13 protein-coding genes are annotated in these 20,853 nt (G+C 55.9%); 4 read left to right on the forward strand and 9 right to left on the reverse strand.

The genetic code is table 11. The annotated features are described in order from the left end of the window. Positions 1 to 152: 152 nt before the first annotated feature. From RB_RS12640 to RB_RS12650, 3 genes are read right to left on the reverse strand one after another with little or no spacing between them, the layout of a single operon-like run. A complete protein-coding gene (locus RB_RS12640; RefSeq protein WP_011120811.1) occupies positions 153 to 2,117 on the reverse strand; it encodes an IRE (iron responsive element) in 1,965 nt (654 codons plus the stop codon). Beyond that, complete coding sequence (locus RB_RS12645) at positions 2,114 to 4,003, reverse strand: ABC transporter permease (RefSeq protein ID WP_007325469.1); 1,890 nt, start codon at positions 4,001 to 4,003, stop codon at positions 2,114 to 2,116. Before RB_RS12645 ends, RB_RS12640 begins: the two co-directional genes overlap by 4 nt. Next, complete coding sequence (locus tag RB_RS12650; protein WP_007325468.1) at positions 4,000 to 5,004, reverse strand: ABC transporter ATP-binding protein; 1,005 nt, start codon at positions 5,002 to 5,004, stop codon at positions 4,000 to 4,002. Before RB_RS12650 ends, RB_RS12645 begins: the two co-directional genes overlap by 4 nt. 170 nt (positions 5,005 to 5,174) lie before the next feature. Here RB_RS12650 and RB_RS12655 point away from each other — a divergent pair, with 170 nt between their 5' ends. After that, positions 5,175 to 6,806 (forward strand): bifunctional folylpolyglutamate synthase/dihydrofolate synthase, encoded by a 1,632-nt coding sequence (locus RB_RS12655; RefSeq protein WP_011120813.1) that lies wholly within the window; start codon positions 5,175 to 5,177, stop codon positions 6,804 to 6,806. On the opposite strand, the gene RB_RS12660 is transcribed toward RB_RS12655, so the two are convergent. Next, the gene (locus RB_RS12660; RefSeq protein WP_011120814.1) at positions 6,737 to 7,933 is read right to left on the reverse strand and encodes a CNNM domain-containing protein; all 1,197 of its coding nucleotides are present in this window, start codon (positions 7,931 to 7,933) and stop codon (positions 6,737 to 6,739) included. The genes RB_RS12655 and RB_RS12660 overlap by 70 nt on opposite strands. Positions 7,934 to 8,171: 238 nt before the next feature. On the opposite strand from RB_RS12660, the gene RB_RS12665 reads away from it, so the two are divergent. Continuing rightward, positions 8,172 to 9,014 (forward strand): SDR family NAD(P)-dependent oxidoreductase, encoded by an 843-nt coding sequence (locus RB_RS12665; RefSeq protein WP_011120816.1) that lies wholly within the window; start codon positions 8,172 to 8,174, stop codon positions 9,012 to 9,014. On the opposite strand, the gene RB_RS12670 is transcribed toward RB_RS12665, so the two are convergent. Together RB_RS12670 and RB_RS12675 are read right to left on the reverse strand one after the other, a co-directional pair. Beyond that, a complete protein-coding gene (locus RB_RS12670; RefSeq protein WP_011120817.1) occupies positions 8,953 to 10,149 on the reverse strand; it encodes a glycosyltransferase family 4 protein in 1,197 nt (398 codons plus the stop codon). The genes RB_RS12665 and RB_RS12670 overlap by 62 nt on opposite strands. Continuing rightward, the gene (locus RB_RS12675; RefSeq protein WP_011120818.1) at positions 10,146 to 11,489 is read right to left on the reverse strand and encodes an O-antigen ligase family protein; all 1,344 of its coding nucleotides are present in this window, start codon (positions 11,487 to 11,489) and stop codon (positions 10,146 to 10,148) included. Before RB_RS12675 ends, RB_RS12670 begins: the two co-directional genes overlap by 4 nt. A 414-nt stretch (positions 11,490 to 11,903) precedes the next feature. Between RB_RS12675 and serC the strand changes: the two genes are divergently transcribed. After that, positions 11,904 to 13,055, forward strand: coding sequence for a 3-phosphoserine/phosphohydroxythreonine transaminase (gene serC, locus RB_RS12685; protein ID WP_011120822.1), 1,152 nt, complete (start codon positions 11,904 to 11,906; stop codon positions 13,053 to 13,055). A gap of 48 nt (positions 13,056 to 13,103) precedes the next feature. Then, positions 13,104 to 14,726: a phosphoglycerate dehydrogenase gene (gene serA, locus RB_RS12690; RefSeq protein ID WP_007326392.1), complete on the forward strand. Its 1,623-nt coding sequence runs from the start codon at positions 13,104 to 13,106 to the stop codon at positions 14,724 to 14,726. A gap of 295 nt (positions 14,727 to 15,021) precedes the next feature. Here serA and RB_RS12695 read toward each other — a convergent pair whose 3' ends face one another. From RB_RS12695 to RB_RS12705, 3 genes are all read right to left on the reverse strand, one after another. Continuing rightward, positions 15,022 to 17,049 (reverse strand): hypothetical protein, encoded by a 2,028-nt coding sequence (locus RB_RS12695; protein WP_164921952.1) that lies wholly within the window; start codon positions 17,047 to 17,049, stop codon positions 15,022 to 15,024. A 275-nt stretch (positions 17,050 to 17,324) separates the two neighbouring features. After that, positions 17,325 to 18,395, reverse strand: a complete 1,071-nt coding sequence (locus tag RB_RS12700; RefSeq protein WP_011120825.1) for a mannose-1-phosphate guanylyltransferase — start codon at positions 18,393 to 18,395, stop codon at positions 17,325 to 17,327. Between the two features lie 51 nt (positions 18,396 to 18,446). Then, a complete protein-coding gene (locus RB_RS12705; protein WP_011120826.1) occupies positions 18,447 to 20,783 on the reverse strand; it encodes a HEAT repeat domain-containing protein in 2,337 nt (778 codons plus the stop codon). Positions 20,784 to 20,853 lie beyond the last annotated feature (70 nt).

Raw genomic sequence — 20,853 nt, forward strand, 5'->3', positions numbered from 1 at the left:
ACGTGAGTCTGCCAAAACCGGCAAGCAGGCCCGCAGTTTAGCTAGATTTGCATTTCACCGACATAGAACCTTTCGCTCAAATTGAGAAGCCCGCCGCGTCCATTCAGACACGACGGGCTTCGTCAAATTTCGTTTCTGTGAAGCCGCTGTGATCAGTCTTCCGTTTCAGGGGAAGCTTCTTCCACGACATCATCGGCTGGTGTCTCTTCCTCGACCGTAGTCTCTGCGTCGGATGCTTCACTTTCACCGTCGCCTGTCGAATCGGCCTCGGTGGAGTCCGCTTCGCCGGATTCTTTCATCTCCGCATCATCGACATTTTCTGCGTCAGCTTCTTCGGCTTCTGTTTCAGTCGGCTCTGTCTCGGCAACTTCTTCCTCGTCCGCCTGATCAGCTTTCATTTCGCCTTCTGACTCCGCTGGGGTCTCTTCGCCTGTTTCGGCTTCTTCCTCAGCGGCGGCCTTCTTCTCCGCTTCCTCTTTGGCGGCTTCTTCTTCCAAACGACGCTCTTCAGCTTCCAATTCAGCCTGCCGTTTCTCTGCCAAGTCCTTCTGAGTTTGGCGAACTTGTTCGTACATGTCTTGATCGACCTGTCCGTACTCACCCATCAATTCAACGAATGCTTTCAACGGGAAGTCGTCCGGCATTTCATCGGAATCGATCGCGATACGATAACGACGCAACGACTCATACAAATCCTGGGCCGTGTCGTCGATCACGAGGATCGGATAATCGTCGAAGATTTTAGCCCAAACCTCGAAGGCTTCCTCATACAGACCGATTGCTTTTTCGAGCTCAGCGTCCGCGTTCGCCTTTTCGGCTTCGTAAATCAATCGACGAGCTCGAACGGTTCGCTCCTCTTGTTCCGCCAGTGCCAACGTATCCCAATAAGGATAGTTGATCTGTTTACGATAGCCTTCGGTCTTCAGAATCCGTTCATCGAGATCCTTGATGTCTTCGACCAACTGAAGAGCCTGAAGCTGTTTGGACTGCTGAGTTGCGCGAGCAACGGCATCGTAGTCAACTTTGACGGATTCCTGAGCGGCGTTTGCAATCGACTGTTGAGACTTCGTTCGCTCCTCTTCGGGAGTCGACAAGGCATCTTGTTGAATCGGGGGAAGCTTCTCAATCGCCTTTGCTCGGGCGTCGAGGTAAGCATCACCAGCGACTTCTTCCAACAGATTGATCTTGTCTTCTCTTTGCCGGATCAATTCATCCAACTGGCCAAGCTTGATTGTGAAAGCGGCGGTAGTTGGAACCGATCGATTGCCGAAGGCTTTCCAATCAGTTGAGGCCAACTGCCACGCGTTCTGAGCACGCTCGTCCAAGATGCCTTCTGACTCGATCGCTTCGGCGTGTTTCAGACGCCACTTCGGCCCGGTTTCATAGAAGTTCAATGGTGTCTGACGACGAATTTGAACACCGGATTCGACCAAGTCATAACCTCGGTTCAGCCACAAACGACCGACCAACCAGTTGTCAGGTTTGTTTGTTGGACCACGAGCTTCCGGGCTGTCGACGGCGATGTCTTCTTCAAGAAGATCCTCGTGAAGCTTGTCGTCTTCGGAGAAGAGCCGGCGAAACTGTTCCTTCTCATCTGACATGCCCATCTTTTGGCCATAGAACCAACCGGTGTACCAAACCAATCGTGGTGCCTTGCGGTTTTGGTTCACGCCTTTGGTAAGAAACTCGGTTCCTTCGCGGACCATTTCGTATCGTTGACGATAATCGTCGAACTCAGTCGAAACGTTGTACGCCAAGTTGTGAGCCTGGAATTCCCAGACCTTGTCAAAGTGAGGCTGCAACAATGCGATGTTGTTGAGCGTTGCTTTCAAGCGGTCCCATTCATGCAAAACACGATAATCGTGCGACTTCTTCCAGAGCAGCGATGCCGCCACCCCACGAAGTCCCAATGAAGCGAGCTTCATCGTTTCACTAGCAGGACTGATTTCACCGAGATCGCTCTCGGCAATGTCATACTTGCCTCGCAACTGAGCCAAGCGGCCGCCGCCTTCCCCGCCACCTCCGCTGGGTTGCCCCAACAGGTACAAGGGAATCAGCATGACCACGAGGATCATCAGATAGACCAATTTACGTCGCAGAACAGTAGTGCGATTCATGCCGCGATCTCACGCGATTTCAGGATAAAATAACTGACAATGAAGGCAAGCAGGACGTACCCGAACGTTGCCGTGGCGTGCCGCGCGAGCAACGCACCGAAAATATCGAAGCCCGATGCGGCGTACTCCGCCGTCTCGACCATTTTGGGAAGGTTGGGCAGTGCCGTGGCGATCGCATCAAGGCCGTAAACAATGGCCGCGTCGACCGTTTTGATCACCTTTGCCGCGACCGTGTCGACATCCAACTGAGTCGTCATGGCGTCTTGGCGAAGCAAACGAACCATCGATTCGATTGGCCCGCCTCCACGCTCGATACCGCTGTCGATGTAGTGACGCGTATCGAACACTTGTTCCGCAGAGAAACCGAGGAGCACGCAGACGAAAGTCGAAATCATCGCGACGGGTCCAGTCAAAAACGTACTGAACATCACGCCGAAGGCGATCACCATCGTCATCTGCAACCAAATCGACCCGTAGGCTTTGGTGAGGTTCCAACCAAACGAGTTGTCGGCGGGGTGCAGATACACGCCGCTCTTCGTCACACCCAAATACTGAGCGCGGTCGAGGCAGCGAACGATGATCATGATTTGGCCTTCTTCGTTAACCAAATCTTCAAACACGCTGAGCATGCGAGTTTCGCTGCCGTCAGTGCCCTCAATCTCGAGCGGCAAAATCTTTTCGTCGACTTCATACTCATCCACGATGAAAGCAACCGGATTGCTTTCGATCGCTTTGTCGGGGTGCTTCATGGTGACCGAACCGCGAATGCCGGTTTCGATGTCACCCTTGTATGAACGGTAGGCTCGCAACGAGAGATCAACCGGAATGCCATCGGGATAGCGTTCTTGCGTCACGTTATCAAACGTGAACTCGGCGGTACCGAGCGACCCGCCTTCGACGTAGCCGTGCTCGATCTTGCGGTTACCCTTGGCGACACCAATCAGACGAGCGATGCCCGTGCTGCTGTAGCCACCGGCCAAACGTTCGTTTCCAACGTCGATGCCTTCCTCTTGCAAATTGCCCGATCGGTCACGGAAACGGATCGAACCATAGGATGGGATCCGAGCTCGCAAAGCACCCTGGGGTGGCCCGATCTGAAACGTTCCATCTTCGCTGCGACGGACGACGTGACGGTGACCACGAACAATATTCGTGAGCCCTTCGCCGGTTTCGTCCAACTTGAACGTGTGGGAGTGGAACTGGACGTAGTCGGTCTCACCTTCGTATCCGCCACCAGGCAATTCACGAACTTCGACGACTTCTTGATGGGTGTGATCCAAACCGCGAACCACAAATACCCAACTGAGCAAACCCATTGGGACGAGGATCATCGTGCCGACGCCAACAAACCCAAGCATTCGACCGGCGATGATTTCAGTCGCTCGAACGGGTTTGGTGACGATCGTGTAGATCGTTTTGTTCTTGATGTCTTCAGGCAGCGAGAATGCACTGATGAACAATGCCAATGCCAAGACCAAGTAGTTGGTCATCGTCAGCACAAAGCTGACATAAAGTCGGGCCGGGTCGTCGCTTTGCGGGTTGAGATACCAACCTGCAAGTAACAACAACACAACAAACAATCCGACGATGTAGAGCACCTTTCGTCGAAGTGCTTCTTTAAACGAGAGCCTCGCGAGAGCAAAGATGCGTCGCAGGCTGGTGCCGGGCAGGTCGAATCGAAAGAAGTCTCGAACAGCACGGGCGACGGCAAAGAAGCCTTCTCCAGAACCGTATCGGGACGACGAGATCACGTATCCCGCGATCAATCCCAGCACGATGGCCAGGACCAACAACACGATCCCCTTCAACGCGGCACTTTCTAGAAACGCACCGTCTCGAAAGAACCATTCTGAATACGACCAGAAATCTTCCGGTTGTAGGTTCATGCCTGTCCTCCGTCGCTGTCGCTGCTGCCATCATTGGCGGAAGCCGCGTCGGAACCTTGGGAAACTCGGCGAGCCCCTGGTCGAGCCTCGCTCTCACGAACGATGTTGAGGAACAAGTCTTCCATCGTCGCCGTTGGGTTGTCGATCGATTGAACCGTTCCACCGTGTCGTGCGATAACGTCTGCGATTTCGGTCTTGGCCGCGTCGGACAATCCCGTCGCATGGACTTCGGTCACATCTTGAACCTTCAACAGGTCACTGACTCGGCCGAGCTCTTTCAGCTCACCCTGGTGCAGAATCGCGACGCGATCGCAAACGTCTTGAACGTCGGCAAGCTGGTGGCTGCACAGCAGGACGGTTTTGCCTTGGTCTCGAAGGCCAAGGATCAAGTCCTTCATTTCGCGAGTACCGATTGGGTCCAAACCGGTGGTCGGTTCGTCCAACAGGATGAGGTCGGGGTCGTTGATCAATGCCTGAGCCAAACCGACTCGGCGGGTCATCCCCTTACTGTATTCCTTCAACTGGCGGTGCTTGGCACCCTGAAGCCCCACCATTTCGATCAACTGCGACACGCGGTCACGTCGCTCGGAGGCGGACAGGTCAAACAGTCGGCCATAGAAGTCGAGTGTTTCGTCCGCGGTCAGAAATTTGTACAGGTACGATTCTTCGGGCAAATACCCGATCCGCTCGTTCTTGCTGGTTTCGCTGGCGTCTTGGTCGAACACCAAAACACGTCCACTGGTTGGAAACAACAGCCCGAGGATCAGTTTGATGGTGGTGGATTTGCCGCTTCCGTTGGGCCCCAGCAAGCCGAAGATTTCTCCAGGGCGGACTTCGATGTCCAAGGACTTCAACGCGTGAACCTTTTTCCGGCCCCAAAAGTCACGGTAAATCTTGCTCAGGTTGCGGGTCTCGATGACGACCGAGCTGGAGGCGTCGGCAGAATCCGGTGTCGCGGTTTGCGGCGCGTCAGCCACAGCCGCATTGGGTTCGGTACTCACGGATGAAGGATCCCGACTCAAAGAGAAAAGACGAATAAAATGGATGAAGGAGACTCATCAAAAATCCGAGCCTACGGAGAAGTCCCCTACGCTACGAGGCATTCTCCCAGACGGTTCGGGGTTGTCAGCCATGGTTTCTATTTTTATCACTGCGACTGTTCGATTCCCGCATGCTAACGCCGCGCGGGCGATCCATGTCCCGGCGTCACCGACCATTTCACCCCGATCACGATGATTCAGAGATCGAAAGCAGATCGACCGTGATCTCGCGAAAAAGTGATGCCTATCAAGCCGCACTGGGTTGGTTGGTCGACCGAATTGACTACGAAAAGCTGGCATCCTCCGGTTCGCGTTACCGTTTTACACTGGATCGAATGCGGGATTTGATCCAGCGTCTGGGCCATGGTCAGCATCTCACGGTCGATTCAACTGAACTCGGCCAAAGCCCCCCATCCAGCGAGAATCAATCCTCCGTGGTTGAATTGGCGAGGCCGGATTCGATCGTTCAGCCAAGCAAATCAACCGGCGTTCAAATCGTCCACCTGGCGGGCACCAAAGGAAAAGGCAGCGCCGCCACCATGGTCGCCGCACTGCTCCACTCCGCCGGATACCGTGTTGGTCTTTACACTTCGCCGCACCTAGTGAATCTGGAAGAACGCTTCCGAGTCGATGGTGAGATCGCGACTCCGGAGGAGATGATCGGACTGATCGACTCCATGAGACCGATCGTCGAAGCGATGACGGCCGCTCCCATCGGTGGCCCGTCGTTCTTTGAACTGACCACAGCGATGGCGATTGAACACTTTCACCGACGACAGTGCGACATCTGGGTTTTGGAAACCGGTTTGGGCGGACGGCTCGACAGCACCAATGTTTTTCAAAGTCACGCCACCGCGATCACCAGCATTGGGCTGGATCACCAACACGTTTTGGGTGATACGGCAGAGCTGATCGCAGCCGAAAAAGCGGGAATTTTCAAACGAGACACGCCAGCCATCAACGGCGTCCCCGCAGGTCCAGTGCGTGACGTAATCGTGCGAATCGCCAACCAAATCGGCGCTCCGCTGATGCACCTTGGTGACGAGATCCAGATCACTCCGAACACAGAGTCCCAGAAATGCTGGGGCAGCAGCTTCCAAATCAGCGGACTTGGCGATTGGATGCCCGGGGACACGGTCGTCGATCTAAAGCTCGAAGGAGCACACCAGATTCGCAACGCCGCGATCGCGCTGGCGTTGGTCGATGCCTTGCCCGACGTCACGCGAAAACTTCGTCCCGAACAATGCATCCATCAGTGTCTATCGTCACTGCAAATGGAAGCTCGACTGGAACGTTTCGATTTATCGGACGACCGGGTGGTGTTGCTAGACACGGCTCACAATGCCGACTCGATCGAAGCGATGCTAAACGTATTGAATCAGCGTATGGCGGGGCGGCGGCGATTGTGCTTGTTCGGCACCAGCGCCGACAAGAATGTGCTGGCGATGCTGCAAAGAATGCAGCCGCACTTCGACCAATGGACGCTCACTCGATACGAAGGCAACCCGCGATTCGTACCGGTCGACGATTTGAACCGAACGGCACTGCAAGCAGGCCTGTCTCCCGATCGCATCACCTCATTCGAACACCCCATTGCGGCAGTTCAAAACGCCGTCAACTCTCTTAACACCGGAGACGTCCTGGTCATCTGCGGCTCGTTCTTTCTCGCCGCCGAGATTCGACCTTGGTTGGTTCAGTGTTGCGGTTCGTCGTCGGTTTCAACGACTTCTTCGTCTTCAACCGACGGCTCGTCGAGCGGTTGAATGCCAATTCGAGCCGCTCGTTCTTCCCAACGTTTTCGAGCGTACTGTTGCAAATCGACTTGCTTGTCCGATTCGTCGACAATCTCCAGGCCGAGCAATGTTTCAACCAAGTCTTCCAGCGTTACCAATCCGACGATGCTGCCATAGGCGTCGCTGACCATCGCCAAATGGTGCCGTCCCTCGAGAAGGATTTCCAACAACTTGGGCAGCGGGCGATTGTGCCGAACCACGGCGACGGGACGCAGGAATTCTTTTAGCTGACGGTCCGATTGGCCGCGAGTGTGAGCGAGCAGCAAGTCGACTTTCAGCACAAATCCGGTGATACGATCGAGTTGCTGATCGTAAATCGGAATCCGAGAAACCGGCAGATCCACCACCTCGCCGCTGAGCGTCGACGACTCTGCATCGGTCGAGCCATCGCGATTGGAATCGCTGTCGCCGGACTGGTCAGGCGATGCTTTTTCAAGCAATTCTCCCACGGTCATCGTTTCGGGATAGGCGATGATGACGACCCGCGGAGTCATGATGTCCTGCGCGGTCAAATCGGGCAGCCGCATCAACGATTGAAACACGCGCGATTCGTGATCATCCAACACACCCTGCTGAGCTCCGATTTCGGCCATCGCGGAAAGCTCATCTCGGGTCAGCGTGTGGTGACTTTTTCCGCCTGACAAAACTTTGGTCAGCTGCTCGCTCATCCAAACCAACGGATACAACAAGACAATCAAATAGCCCACCGAAGCTGCCACCATTGGACCAAGCGTTCGCCAGTGCAACGCACCAATGGTCTTCGGAATGATCTCACTGAAGACCAATACCAAAAGCGTCATCAACGCACTGGCAATCCCCACCGCATGACCACCGTAGGCCGTGTCGCCATACAACTTGGATGCCTCGGCCCCCACTCCCGCCGCACCAATCGTGTGGGCAATCGTGTTCAAACTCAAAATCGCTGCCAACGGACGATCGATGTTGGCCTTCAACCGGCTCAAACGTTTCGCCGCGATCGGCTTGGTCTTTTCCAGCGTTGCAACGAACGAGGGTGTGATCGACAGCAACACCGCTTCGGCAACACTGCAGTAAAAAGAGAAGCCGATGGCCGCGACGAGATAAACTAGCAGAAGCATGTAAGTCGAATTCAGTGAGAAGGAACCGGAGCTCGGGCGTCGCCATCATACAGCACACGCAAGTCGTGTAACCGCCCACTAATTTTATCGAAATCACACCGGGCGGACGCTGGCGTCCATCGATTTGGCCGCGACCGGTTCCTCCCTCCGCCGGGATCGCTAAGCTTCACAAGGTCGTCCCCAACGTTCAATCACCAATCGCATCCAGCCAACCGCTCCTCGCCGCTCGAGCTTTGTCATGTCTGTCCAACCGATCCCATCCGGCATCGTCGTCACGGGCGCCTCCAGCGGCATCGGCCAGGCGATCGCGATTCGACTGGCGGAATCTGAACGTTCCGCAGGCAGGCGTTCTCGATTCCTGATCCACTACCGTCAAAATCAGGACGGTGCTGAATCGACCGCCGCCGCGATCCGAGAACAAAACCAAGAGGCCGAAATCATCGCCGCTGATCTAGCTGATTCAAACGATGTGCGGCGGTTGGCTGAAGACGCATTCGAACTTCTCGGCGACATCCAAACCTGGGTCAACAATGCTGGCTTGGATGTGTTGACCGGTGCCGCGGCAGATTGGTCCTTCGACGAAAAACTTCAGAGACTGCTGGCCGTGGACGTCCAAGGCACCATCGCCCTTTCGCGATTGGTCGGCGAACAGTTGAAGCGACAAGTCTTCTCGCAGAAACGGAACGATTCGATCGTACCGTCGATGACCTTCATTGGCTGGGACCAAGCTCCGCTGGGAATGGAAGGCGATGCGGGGATGATGTTTGGCCCCGTCAAAGCCGCCGTGATGGCATTTTCGGCTTCGCTTGCTCAAACGCTAGCACCGCACGTGCGAGTCAACACGGTCTCACCGGGTTGGACGCAAACCGCCTGGGGTAAAACGACGTCAGGCTACTGGGACGACCGAGCAAAACACCAATCGCTGATGAACCGATGGGGGCGTCCCGAAGACATCGCCGAAGCGGTCGCGTACTTGGTCGCTCCAACAAACTGCTTTGTCACCGGGCAAAACATCAACATCAATGGTGGCTGGAATCGTCGCTTTGACGCTCCGCCAACATCTCGTCAATCAGAGTTGTGATCTGATCAGCTGAGTTGTCAGGCGTTCGATCGACAACTGATTGCCGCGCCTGCTGACGCATTTCCATTCGTTTCTGCACATCCAGTTTGGCGTAGGCATTGACAGCACACGCCAACGAGGCCGGTTGATCTATCTCGACGATCCAACCGTTGTATCCGTCGCGAATCAAGGTCGTCACGGCCTGAGCCCGATCATTCCCAATCACGACCAAGCCGCTGTGAAGAGCCTCGTCGACGACCAACCCCCATTCGTCACCACGGGTCGGGAAGAACATGATCTCATGTTCGTGATAAGCGTCACGAATTTGTTCGGCGTCACAATTGCCTCGCCAATCGATCTTCAAGTTCTCCGGCGTCGGCACCGTTTCTAGTTCAGCCAACAATGGGCCACCGCCGATCAGTGTCCAATCGATGAGCGATTCCGGGGATTGATGCGCCACATCAATCATGTTCGCCAGGCCTTCGCGAACACCTTTGCGATCGATCAATTGGCCGACGGTCAAGACGCGAACACGATCGGCTGATTGGGTTTTCAGTTCGCCCATGTAGATCTTGGTCGGGTCCGCCGAGTAATGAAACGGAGCCAGGCGTTTTTTCGGAACACCGAGCTCAAGCAACCATTGCTTGCACTCGGGACCGTGGTACGTCACCCGATCAGCTCGGGCGAGTAACAACGACCGCTGTTTTCTTCGCAACCATCCCGATCGACTGGCTTCGATCCAAGGCGAAGTGCTGACGGCGATGATCAATTGGCATCGACGCTGGCGAAGACCAAACCAGCCTGACCGAGCGCAATGCAACGCCGCCAGCATCGACCGAGCACCAAGTTCAGCCGAGACCACCACATCGGCGCGAGCCCGCCGGAGCTGTTTCAACGTATCGATGGGAAAGTGCACATAGTTCACATCGGTGTAGCCGCTCGGATGATGGTCGGTTCGCGTGCGAGTCCATGTTCTTTGCTGACGGACATCCAGACCACCATCCTCAGCCTTCCATGATCGATTGCCTTCCATTGCAACGGACAGCAAGACGATCAGTTTGTTAACACGCTGATTCCACGCTTGAGCAATCGCGATCACATCCGGTGCAAAGAAATTCAGCAGATAAACGACGGTGGCCGACGAAGCTCGTTTCACGTTGTGCCCGATATCCCTGGTCGACCGAAAAAGCCCGTCCCTGGCTCGGCGGCCTCTTCCTGATCGCGTTGTGAACGTTCCGCTTCGATCATGTCAATTTGCGTTGCATCAACCAAAACGGGATAGAAGATGCACATCAACCACACAATCGTGCATGGTCCGGGAAACGTTTCTAAAACAGTGTCTTCGGTCATGCACGACAGCACCGTGAATGCTGAAAGGGCGCGAAGCAACAGGTGCTCGCTACCAAAAATCAAAAACACGTTCCAAAGCAGCAAACATGCCATCAACGCACCTGCGATCACTCCACCAGCAAGCGTCGCGTGAAGAACCGCGTTATGAGTCGCTTGCGAAAACTCCAACATCAAAATCGGTGCCGCGTTGAAACCGTGACCAATGATGGGCCGGTTCGCGATCAAGCTGATTCCCTTGGCCCAAATTTCTGATCGCCCCGTTCCGCTGGTGATTTCTTCCGCGTCTCCCGACTTGGATACCTTCGCAAGAATTTTACCGACGAAATGATCTTCTTGACCGGTGACGTAAATCGACGTGACGCCAACCACACCCAGCAACGCCACCAACGCGATCGCGGAAACACCAAGCCGACTGGTCAATCGGTCCAGGAACAAAATGCACATTCCAAACGCACCCGCGACCAGAGCGGTACGACTCCAAGCGAGGTATGCCGACAGTGCAAAACACGCCGCCAGTGGAATCGCGACGTTCAGTTGCAATGTGCCTTTTCGAACCAAGTACAACGTTGCAAGCCCTCCCAAAACCATGGCGCGTCCGACCGCGTTGGGGTGAGCCGTTCCGGACATCCGGTTGACCACCAAACCATCGGCCAACAACTCTGGGAACAAACCGTATTTGGGCACGAACACGTAAAAGAACAATGCCAACGTCATCGTTGCGGTGACCCCCACCAAGATCGCGCTGACCATGCCCCGCAAACCCAACGTGAATAACGCAACGATGATGAAAGCAACATAGGCAACGTTGATCATTGCCACTGCCAGCGAGGCTCCGCTAATCGCAATCGGTGTGGCCAGCAACACCAGAAACAGGATCGTCAGCAACATGACCGGCGGAAGAGTCGTCATCGTCTGGCGAACGCTCGCAGATGTTAGTGCGCCGTATGCGCCGACGACGAAAGCCATCCCTGCAATCAGCAACTTGCACGCGACTTGCCCGTCCAGCCCAACCGTCATGGTTTCGGCATCCGACGAGATATCCAGCGGTCCAAAGAATGTCGATAGAGCGACCAAACACCAGGTCGTGGCCGCCAGCAACGAGGATTCCTTCCATGCCGTTCGAAATTGCTGGGCGAGATGCAGCATGGCGAAGTGGAATCGACTCAGAAAAAGCTAGCGGAGATCAGACAGCAATCGTCCCCCCAGCTTAATTGGCCCGCCACTTTTTCGAAGGCGTGTTTTGATTCCGAGCGATGGTGGGACTGTTTTCTCGCCAATTCCGCCCGATTTTCGGACCAGACCGCGCACGCGGCTACCGAACGGGGAAGACAAGGCGTGGTCCTTGGTGATTCCAAAACTTCCGTTCTCAATGGACTCTCGCCCTAAACCGTGCAATCGGTTCAGCAATCGACCTGCGTCAAATCGGCCTCCCGCCGGCGTTCGGGTTGCCTTCCGCATCTGGGCATGGACGTTTAGAATTCGCCAAAACTTGTTCCGGCATCAGGCCTTTCACCCCCGGAACCTCCTCCCCATCACCCCTATGCAACCGAGCCGCCTCGAATGACTGCATCAGCCCAAGGTGTGCAATCCACTTCCGCCCAATCTTCCGCGAGCCACCCCGAGCGGGTGTTCAATTTTTCGGCGGGACCAGCCACCATGCCCGAATCGGTGCTGCGGGAAGTCCAAGATGAGATGCTGTGTTACCCCGGCGCGGGCGCGTCGATCATGGAAATCAGCCACCGTGACAAGTTGTTCGTCGACGTGCTTCATGACGCTGAATCCACGATTCGCGAATTGCTGAATGTCAGCGACGATTACTCGGTGATGTTCATGCAAGGCGGAGCGACACTGCAATTCTCCGCGATTCCAGCCAACCTGCTTCGCGGCAGCGGTAAACGAGCCCAATACGTACTGACGGGATCATGGGGCAAAAAAGCGGTCAAGGAAGCCAAGAAAGAGGGTGACGTCGATGTCCTCTTCGACGCCGCAGAGTCGAACTATGACCACATTCCGTCAGCGTCCGATTTGGCTTGCCCCGACGACGCTGCCTACATGTACTACTGCAGCAACGAAACCATCCAAGGCGTTCAGTTCCCAACCGAACCAAACTGCCCGGACTCGGTACCGTTGGTCAGCGACGCGTCCAGCGATTTCCTCTGCCGTCCTTTGCCGATCGAGAAGTACGGCTTGCTCTACGCCTGTGCTCAAAAGAACGCGGGACCTGCCGGCGTGTCAGTGGTGATCATGCGAAAGGATTTGCTCGACAAAGCCGATCCGAACATCCCCGGCTACTTGCACTTCAAGAACCATCACGACAACGACTCGGAATGGAACACTCCACCGACGTTCGCCATCTACGTGCTCGGCAAAGTCGCTCGTTGGCTTCGCGATGACATGGGCGGACTGGAAAAGATGGAATCCATCAACCACGAAAAATCGCAGCAGTTGTATTCCGTGATCGATTCCAGCAACGGTTTCTATCGTGGCCACGCGCAAACGGATTGCCGAAGCCTGATGAACGTGACGTTCAATCTGCCCAGCGACGAACTGACCGCGAAATTCATTGCGGAAGCTGCTGAGCACAAACTTGCCGCACTCAAGGGTCACCGCAGCGTCGGCGGTATCCGAGCGAGCATCTACAACGCGATGCCTCGTGAAGGTGTCAACGCATTGGCGTCGTTCATGAACAACTTCGCCAGCAAGAACAGCTAGACGGCATCCCACAAACCATCCATCCCCCCTCCAATCTCAGTCCCCAACATGCATCGCATTCTCGTTCTGGATGACATCGCCCAAGAAGGCATCGACCTACTCGAAGCCTCCGAAGGAATCGAATACGAAGTTCGCACCAAACTCAAAGGCGAAGAACTTCGCCAATCACTCAACGAATTCGACGCGGCGATCCTTCGCAGTGGCGTGACCATCACCCCAGAATCGCTCGAAGGCAACACTCGTCTGCGAGCTTTGGTCCGCGCCGGTGTGGGAACCGACAACATCGACAAACCCGCCGCCACGCGTCGCGGGATCGTTGTGATGAACACGCCCGCCGGCAACACCGTCAGCACCGCGGAACACACTTTCGCAATGCTGCTCGCCATGAGCCGCAACATCGCTGCCGCCAACCAAAGTTTGGTCGAAGGCCGCTGGGACCGGAAGAAATTCATGGGCACCCAAGTCGCCGGCAAGACTCTGGGCATTGTCGGGATGGGCCGAATCGGTCGCGAAGTTGCCTCACGTGCTCAAGCCTTCGACATGGACGTGGTCGCGTTCGATCCGTTCCTGACCGATGACCAAGCCGAATCGCTGAAGGTCCGACGAGTCGCCACGGTCGACGACATGCTTCCGCAAATCGATTACTTGACCGTCCACACGCCGTTGACCCCCGAAACTCGCGGTCTGATCGGCATGGAGCAACTCGAGAAGGTCAAACCTGGCCTGCGAATCATCAACGTCGCTCGTGGTGGAATCTACGACTCCGAAGCGATGGTCGAAGGCCTGAAGTCAGGCAAACTCGGCGGCGTTGCTCTGGACGTCTACGAAAACGAACCTTGCACGGACAGCCCGCTGTTCGGCATGCCCGGCGTTGTCTGCACACCTCACCTGGGTGCCAGCACCGAAGAAGCCCAAACGCAAGTCGCCGTCGAAGGCATCCACCTACTGTTGAACTACTTGCGAACCGGCGAGATTCGTCACAGTGTCAACGTCGCGTCGCTTGACCCCAAAACGCTGGCCGAACTCCGTGGTCACCTCAACGTGGCTCACCGCTTGGGGTTGTTTCTCAGTCAATTGCACGGCGGTGGCATCGACCACGCTCGCTTGACCTTCCGCGGCGAAGTCTCCGGCAAAGACACCCGAGTTCTCAACAACGCGTTCTGCGCTGGCCTGCTGGAACGTGTGGTCGAAGACGCCAACGTGATCAACTCGGAAATGCTGCTTCGCGAACGCGGCATTGAACTGACCTGCGAACGCGTCGGCGACAAAGGTGCCTTCACCAGCAGCATCACCGCTGAGGTCAGCGGCAACGGCAAAACCGTTCAAGCCGGTGCCGCAATCCTCGGTCATGAAATGCCTCGCTTGATTTTGGTCAACGGCTATCGCCTGGAATCGTTCTTGGATGGCAAACTGTTGGTCTTTGTCCACAAGGACGTGCCTGGAATCATCGGTCGTGTCGGAACGACATTCGGCAGCCACGGCGTCAACATCGCTCAGATGGCGGTCGGACGAGAAGGCGACGCTCCCGGCGGTGCAGCCATAGGCGTTCTCAGCCTGGACGGCGAAGTGCCGACCGCGGCACTCGATGACTTGCTCGCCATTGATGCAATCACGGAATGCCAAGTCATCGACATGCCCGGTGCTGGCCAATTGCCAAGCTGGCTCAGCTAGGCGTTGCCTTTCGAAAGGTCAGATGCCTTTTCGGATGATGCCCGATCGCAGCAAACATGACAGCAAGAAATGAAAAAGGCTCGGTGAGATCACCGAGCCTTTTTTGTTGAACTGAGCCTTTTTAGTCGACATTGTATCGTCGCATCACTGCTTCTAAGCACGTGAGCTGAGTCATTGGGCTTGATCACGTCGCGGCGTCTCTCCGAGACGCTGTCATTTGCGAGTCTCAGAGAGACTCGCCTACGTGAGGTTCTACCCGATCATTCCTGCCGACCTGATTGAGCCAATTGTCTAATCAGCGAACAATTCGAGCCGCGGATGTCGCCATCACGTGCGGCGTATCGATACCTTTCAAATACCCGCTCTCGCCGGTCACCCGAATGGTGGCTCCCAGATGCGAGTGCACATCAACACCGGGCGCGGGAGTGATGTAGGCAAGCGTTCGTCCGCCGCGATCGGTGATCGCATAAGGTGGGCGTGTCGGATCGGCTGAATAAACCTCTACCAAAGTTCCTTCATGAACGGGCAAGGCCGCTGGTGCGGGTGCCGGAACTTCATGAGCAACCGTCGCGGTGTTTTGAACTGGCAGGGTCGCCGGAGCCTGATTCATAGAAGATGGTTGAGAGCCATAGTTGATCTGCGAGCCCGTTGTGGCAACCGACGAAATCGGCGCGACATTTGAGTGAATCGTCGGAACGGGCGTGATTGGCGTGGGCAATCCCAACGTCTGGACAACCGTTTCCCCATCTCTTCGTTGGGCAACGACCTGATACTCCCGGCAACGAGTCGCCAAGGCGTGCAGTTGCAAGCGTTCAGCGGCTTCCGCAACCAAACCGATTTCGGGTGCCGATGCTCCACGAGCCATCAGCTTTGAAAACAAAACTGGCAAGGTCGCCACATCGGATTGAGCAACATCGCGTTGCACTTGTTCCATTTGAGCCGCTGCGATGGTTCGCAACTTAGGCGTAGCGGGCGGAAAGACTGCCGAGACCTGCTGGATGCCCGAAGGCTGACTCGGATTGATCGAGCCACCCGCCGTCGTGACGATCCCGTTCCCGTCCACCATCCGTGGACGCGACGTGATCGTCATGGTCGAATCTTGCTGTGGCTGCACCGGCGAAAACGCAGCGGCGGAAGCAGTCGTCGATGCCACACTTGTACCGATTGGTAACACACCGCTGCCAACAACGGGTTCACTGGCAGGAACGGCAACGCTCGGTGAAGCAGACATCGTCTCTTCGTGCGCTACTGTGGCAACGTCGTTGGCGATCGTTTCAGTACGAGCGATTCGATGTTCTTCAATCGGCACCAAATCTGGAATGCGACGACTTGATCGTGTGACAGGTTCGAGATCAGCAGCCTCTTTGGAACCGCCACCGACCAACGACTCCAGCCCACGAGCAATTCGATCAGACAAACTTCGTGGGTGGTGGTCTTTCTTTTCTTCGATCTCCGCTCCGGGATGAGCTTGTTCTTCGTTGCGACTCAAACGAGCAACACGTTCGGCCAATTCGCGGCGTGGGTGCGATCGTTCGGCATCTGTCTCTCCAAGATGCGTGTCGGTGTCCAAGTCCCAATCTTCGTCCGCCACGTCAGCTTCGAACTGCGACATCGCCACGCGAGGTTGCGGGGCAGCAGGGGTGGGCTCAGTGTTTCCGTCCGGCAAGAACATATGCTGAGCCGGCTCGGGTCGCTTCAAACTCGCAACCAAAGCTTCCGCGGTTGCTGCGGTTTGATCGCGATGAATCCAGCGAAACTCGCCGGACGGTGGTACCACTCGGTACCAGGTTTGTGGCCCATCGGGCCCTTCCCGTTCGCTGCTTCCAACGATTGTGACTTCTTCACCTTTTGCCAGTTGAACTTGCCAGCGGTAGCGGCGAGCACGACCAAGATTGGTACCGATCCACGCAACGGTTTTGTCTTCCGTCACGGTCGCGGTTCCCAGAACATCACCACCGCTTTGTCGCTTTGGCTGGGCTTGCTGACCGAGCTTGACGGCGTCGGCAGCCACCCAGCAAAAACTTTGCTCGACCGGACGCACACCCAGCCATCCATCACCTGTTTCGACATAGACCTCAAGCTCTTGTCCGTGTCGCACCGATTCGGTCTTGTAATATTCGCCTGAAGGCCCACAACGCAGATGGGCTCCTTCATCGGATACAAACACCAGGTAGGGCTGGCTAACCGTGTTGGCGGCATTGTCCTGGCCATTCGCGGAACCAGTGACGGTCGCGACGAAGGCTAGACCGCCCAAAACGAATTTCAGAGCGAAGGATGAAAGCATCCCCGCATGCAGCGAAGGGGTGGCGGTGTGTTCGTTCATCAAAACACTGCGTATGGCGCGGAAAACCGGAAGGTGCCGCCTCCAGACCAGCCTGACGAGACGGCGATGCACATCAAAACAGGGCATCACACCGATCGATAGCTAGATTCCGCCGTCCGCGGCAAGATCAATCGCTCGCGGAACGCCGCCGAGCGGTCAATTTCAAACGCTCGTACCAATTCCCTAGGCTCGCCCTATCACTCAGTCCACTAACCAACGCGACTCACGCGTGACGGAAAGAATCGAGCTTCGGCGTGCGCGTCCTGGAAACCTCATCAGATCCGGTCTTCCGATCCGCTCGCCTGCAGGGCGGCAACAACTTCGCGAACCCGTTCCTCGGAAGTTTTCGGCGCCACCAAAGTCGCGTCCGCGGTTTGCACGACAATCAGATCGTGAACATCAATCGTCGCGATCGTGTGTCCAGGAGTCCCATGGATGATGCAACCCGTCGAATCAACGCTGACATGCGATCCAACAACAGCGTTTCCGAATTCATCAGCCGGGTGCAGACGAGAAACGGCCTGCCAGCTTCCGACATCATCCCAGTCGAATGGAGCCTCAATGACGACGACGGGTGAATGTCGTTCCATCACGGCGTAGTCGATCGACTTGCCTTCAATAGCGGCGAATTCTTTTTGCAGCACCTCGTCGTAATCGTCGGTGCCAATCGCATCCGAGATCGCCTGGATGTGCGAATACATTTCCGGCTCGTGTTGCTCAAGCGCGTCCAAAATCGTTTGAGCCTTCCAAAGGAAAATGCCGCTGTTCCACGAAAACGTTCCCTCGTCCAAATACTTCTTCGCGGTCGCCGAATCTGGTTTTTCGCGGAACGTTTTGACTTTGTACGCCTCGTGCCCTTCGATCACATCACCACGTTGGATGTAGCCAAACGATTCCGCGGGATAAGAAGGCTTGATCCCAAAGGTCACAATCGCATCAGGGTGTTCGGCCAAGATCGCTTCACCACGCCGAACGCCTTCGGCGAATTTGTCGTGCTGCAAAATCACGTGATCGGAAGGGCAAACCAACATCACCGCATCGGGATCTTCGTGAGCCACCAAGGCGGCTGCTAATCCCACGCAGGGAGCGGTGTCGCGACGGCATGGTTCGCCCACGATCGTTTCGCGGCGAAGTTCGGGCAGTTGTTCCGCAATTGGCTCCACCAACGCGACCGAAGTCAACACGTGTGTTCGCTCAGCCGGAATCACCGAACTAAGCCGATCTCGCGTGGCCTGAATCATCGTGCGATCGCCCGCCAGCGACAGCAATTGTTTGGGCTTGGCTTTCCGAGAAGCGGGCCAAAAGCGAGTTCCGCTGCCACCTGCCATGATGATTGCGTGAAGCATGAATCGAGTCCGTGTTGAAAGTCGAGTCGAATGGAGAAGATAATTCTGCGGCTACTTTTCCGATTGATTGATCCGCTCACGCAACAATTGCAATGCGGTGGAGAAGATCTCAACGTCGGGAGCGAGTTCTGCCGCCCGTTGTAATTGCTTTTCCGCTGCTGGCAAATCACCGGACAAATACAACGCCAATCCATACCGGTATTGAACGTCGGCGTTGTTGGATGCCAACTTTGCGTCGCGTCCCAACAGCGGCAGCTCATCACGTCGAAGCTGCACCGCTTTTTCGGAAGTTTGCTTCATCAATTCGTTCAGTGCCCCGCTGCCGCCGAACAACTGAACGATCGCTGACTGCGCCTCACGAGATTGAGCCGCGGCGGAGACCAATTGATCTAGCATCGCGGCGTAGTTGGTCCGCGGCCCGGACATGCTTGGCTGGACGCGAATGGCATTCTCGTAGGCTTTTGCAGCTTCCAAGTAATCGCCGCGTTGCTCGCTAAGCGATGCCCATGCCATGTGAGCGCCGGCTCGGTCCGACGCCAACATCAACTCATCTTCGATCGCATCGATCGCCAAGTCGGCTTGCTTTTGCCGCGTACCAGAAAGCGTCTGATAGCCACCTGACGACACCAACGCCTTCGTCGCTTCGCTGCGAACCAACTGAGAAGAATCCTTCAACAGTGGCATCAAAATTTTCACGGCGTCCGATGGACTGCTTGCTCCCATCACTCGCGCCGCCGTCGCCCGAAGAATCGGATGCTCACTCGGATCCTTCAAAACTGTTTTCGCGGCGGAGATCGCTTCTCGGCCTCGACCGTTCTGCAGAAGCTCATCCAGCGTTGTCGCACGTGCCAGCACAGGAGCGATCTCAGGAGGTTGTGTCACGTACCGCAGTGCTTTTGAAACGATGCCTGAATCGCCCGTTCGCAGTCCCGCCAGGATCTCGCCATAGTGTGCCGGAGTCTGGCGGTTGTCGCCATACCACTTCTCACAAGCTTCATCGCACCACTGATCGGTTTTCGAGATTGCGTCGGCGACTTCTTCATCGCCTTCCGAAGCAGCCAATAGCCAATCCTGGTACAGCGTCAGCGATTCTCGTTTGTCTGCGGAGATGCTTTCGAGCTGATCCTTTACATGGCAACTGCTGCATGCGTTCGGCGTCCCGATGGAAACGGATAGATCCGGCCGGGGAACTCGCAAGCTATGGTCGCGGCGTGGATCAACTTCCATGTACGTCGTGTGAGGCATGTGGCAATTGACGCACTTCGCACCCTCGGAACCAACCGCGTGATGATGATGAGATGGAACGTCATACTTTCCTGCGGCGTGCTGGTGGCAAGACGTACAAGTTTCATTGCCAGGATGCTTCAATTCCAACGAGTGCGGGTCATGACAGTCCGTGCATCGGATTCCCTTGTGAAACATCTTGCTCTGCACAAACGATCCATAGACATAAACTTCGTCTTTGATCTGCCCGTCATCGTGGTAAGTATCACCGCGAAGCAATTCCAAGTTGAAGTGACTGCAGAACGGATCGCCCGCCTGGTAGTCCGCATCCATCACACTCCTGCGACTGTGACACGGCGCGCACGCTTCCAATTGGCCGGTAGCGTCCTCGCCCTTTAATTGAGCAAGCCCGTAGCCATGGTGCCGATCCCAAAAAAGCGAGTTCCCACGAGCCATCTCGATGTGCAAACTTGCGGGACCGTGACAAGCTTCGCAACTAACGTCGATCTCTGAAAACGTTGTGTGGTAGGTCAGCGTTTCGACATCGTGGTTCGTCTTCAAGTTGGTCGAGTGACAATCCGCGCACATGGTTTGCCAACGCTGAGCCACACCGGTCCAGTGCAATGGGTCGTCGGGTTCAAGCTTCTCAGGCACATCCGGCGGACGCAAATAGAACCACTCTTCGCGCTGGGTATCCCAACTGATTCTCAAGACTTGCAAACGCCCGATCTCATCCTCGCTCGCCTCCGGATCGCGATCAAACTCGACCATGTATTGCTGCAGCGGGTCGACTCCGAACACATACTTCACCTCGAAATCCTGCATCTCACCATCGGGGCCTTCGGTATGGACCATGAACCGGCCGCCGTCTCGAAACAGTCGGTTCTGCAATCCGTCATGCTCGAAGACGACATCGTTGAAATTGCCGATGACGCTTTCGTCAGTCGCCACATCCATGGCCAAATCATGGTGAGAACCTTTGAAGGCCAATGATTCGGTTTGGTGGCACTCAACGCAGGCATCTCGCCCGACATAAGTCGCAACCGCAGTTTTAGGCAGACCGGTGAAATAGTCCGCGGCAACAACGCCCGTGATCAACACGACCAGAGAGACGAAGACCAGCGTCAACGGTCGCTTGAGTTGATTTCGAAGGGCGAGAAGCATGAAGAGAAAACGGGAAAGGAAGGGGAGGACGGGTCAGCAACCGACGGCGATCCGGTCCAAGTTGAGGCGG

This window comes from Rhodopirellula baltica SH 1 (genome assembly GCF_000196115.1).
Classification (GTDB): domain Bacteria; phylum Planctomycetota; class Planctomycetia; order Pirellulales; family Pirellulaceae; genus Rhodopirellula; species Rhodopirellula baltica.

Excerpts from the sequence above, each read along its gene's own strand:
- RB_RS12695 (WP_164921952.1), bottom strand. The coding sequence starts at position 17,049 with ATGAACGAACACACCGCCACCCCTTCGCTGCATGCGGGGATGCTTTCA.
- serA (WP_007326392.1), top strand. The coding sequence starts at position 13,104 with ATGCATCGCATTCTCGTTCTGGATGACATCGCCCAAGAAGGCATCGAC.
- RB_RS12640 (WP_011120811.1), bottom strand. The coding sequence starts at position 2,117 with ATGAATCGCACTACTGTTCTGCGACGTAAATTGGTCTATCTGATGATC.
- RB_RS12645 (WP_007325469.1), bottom strand. The coding sequence starts at position 4,003 with ATGAACCTACAACCGGAAGATTTCTGGTCGTATTCAGAATGGTTCTTT.
- serC (WP_011120822.1), top strand. The coding sequence starts at position 11,904 with ATGACTGCATCAGCCCAAGGTGTGCAATCCACTTCCGCCCAATCTTCC.
- RB_RS12665 (WP_011120816.1), top strand. The coding sequence starts at position 8,172 with ATGTCTGTCCAACCGATCCCATCCGGCATCGTCGTCACGGGCGCCTCC.
- RB_RS12675 (WP_011120818.1), bottom strand. The coding sequence starts at position 11,489 with ATGCTGCATCTCGCCCAGCAATTTCGAACGGCATGGAAGGAATCCTCG.
- RB_RS12700 (WP_011120825.1), bottom strand. The coding sequence starts at position 18,395 with ATGCTTCACGCAATCATCATGGCAGGTGGCAGCGGAACTCGCTTTTGG.
- RB_RS12660 (WP_011120814.1), bottom strand. The coding sequence starts at position 7,933 with ATGCTTCTGCTAGTTTATCTCGTCGCGGCCATCGGCTTCTCTTTTTAC.
- RB_RS12655 (WP_011120813.1), top strand. The coding sequence starts at position 5,175 with ATGCTAACGCCGCGCGGGCGATCCATGTCCCGGCGTCACCGACCATTT.
- RB_RS12705 (WP_011120826.1), bottom strand. The coding sequence starts at position 20,783 with ATGCTTCTCGCCCTTCGAAATCAACTCAAGCGACCGTTGACGCTGGTC.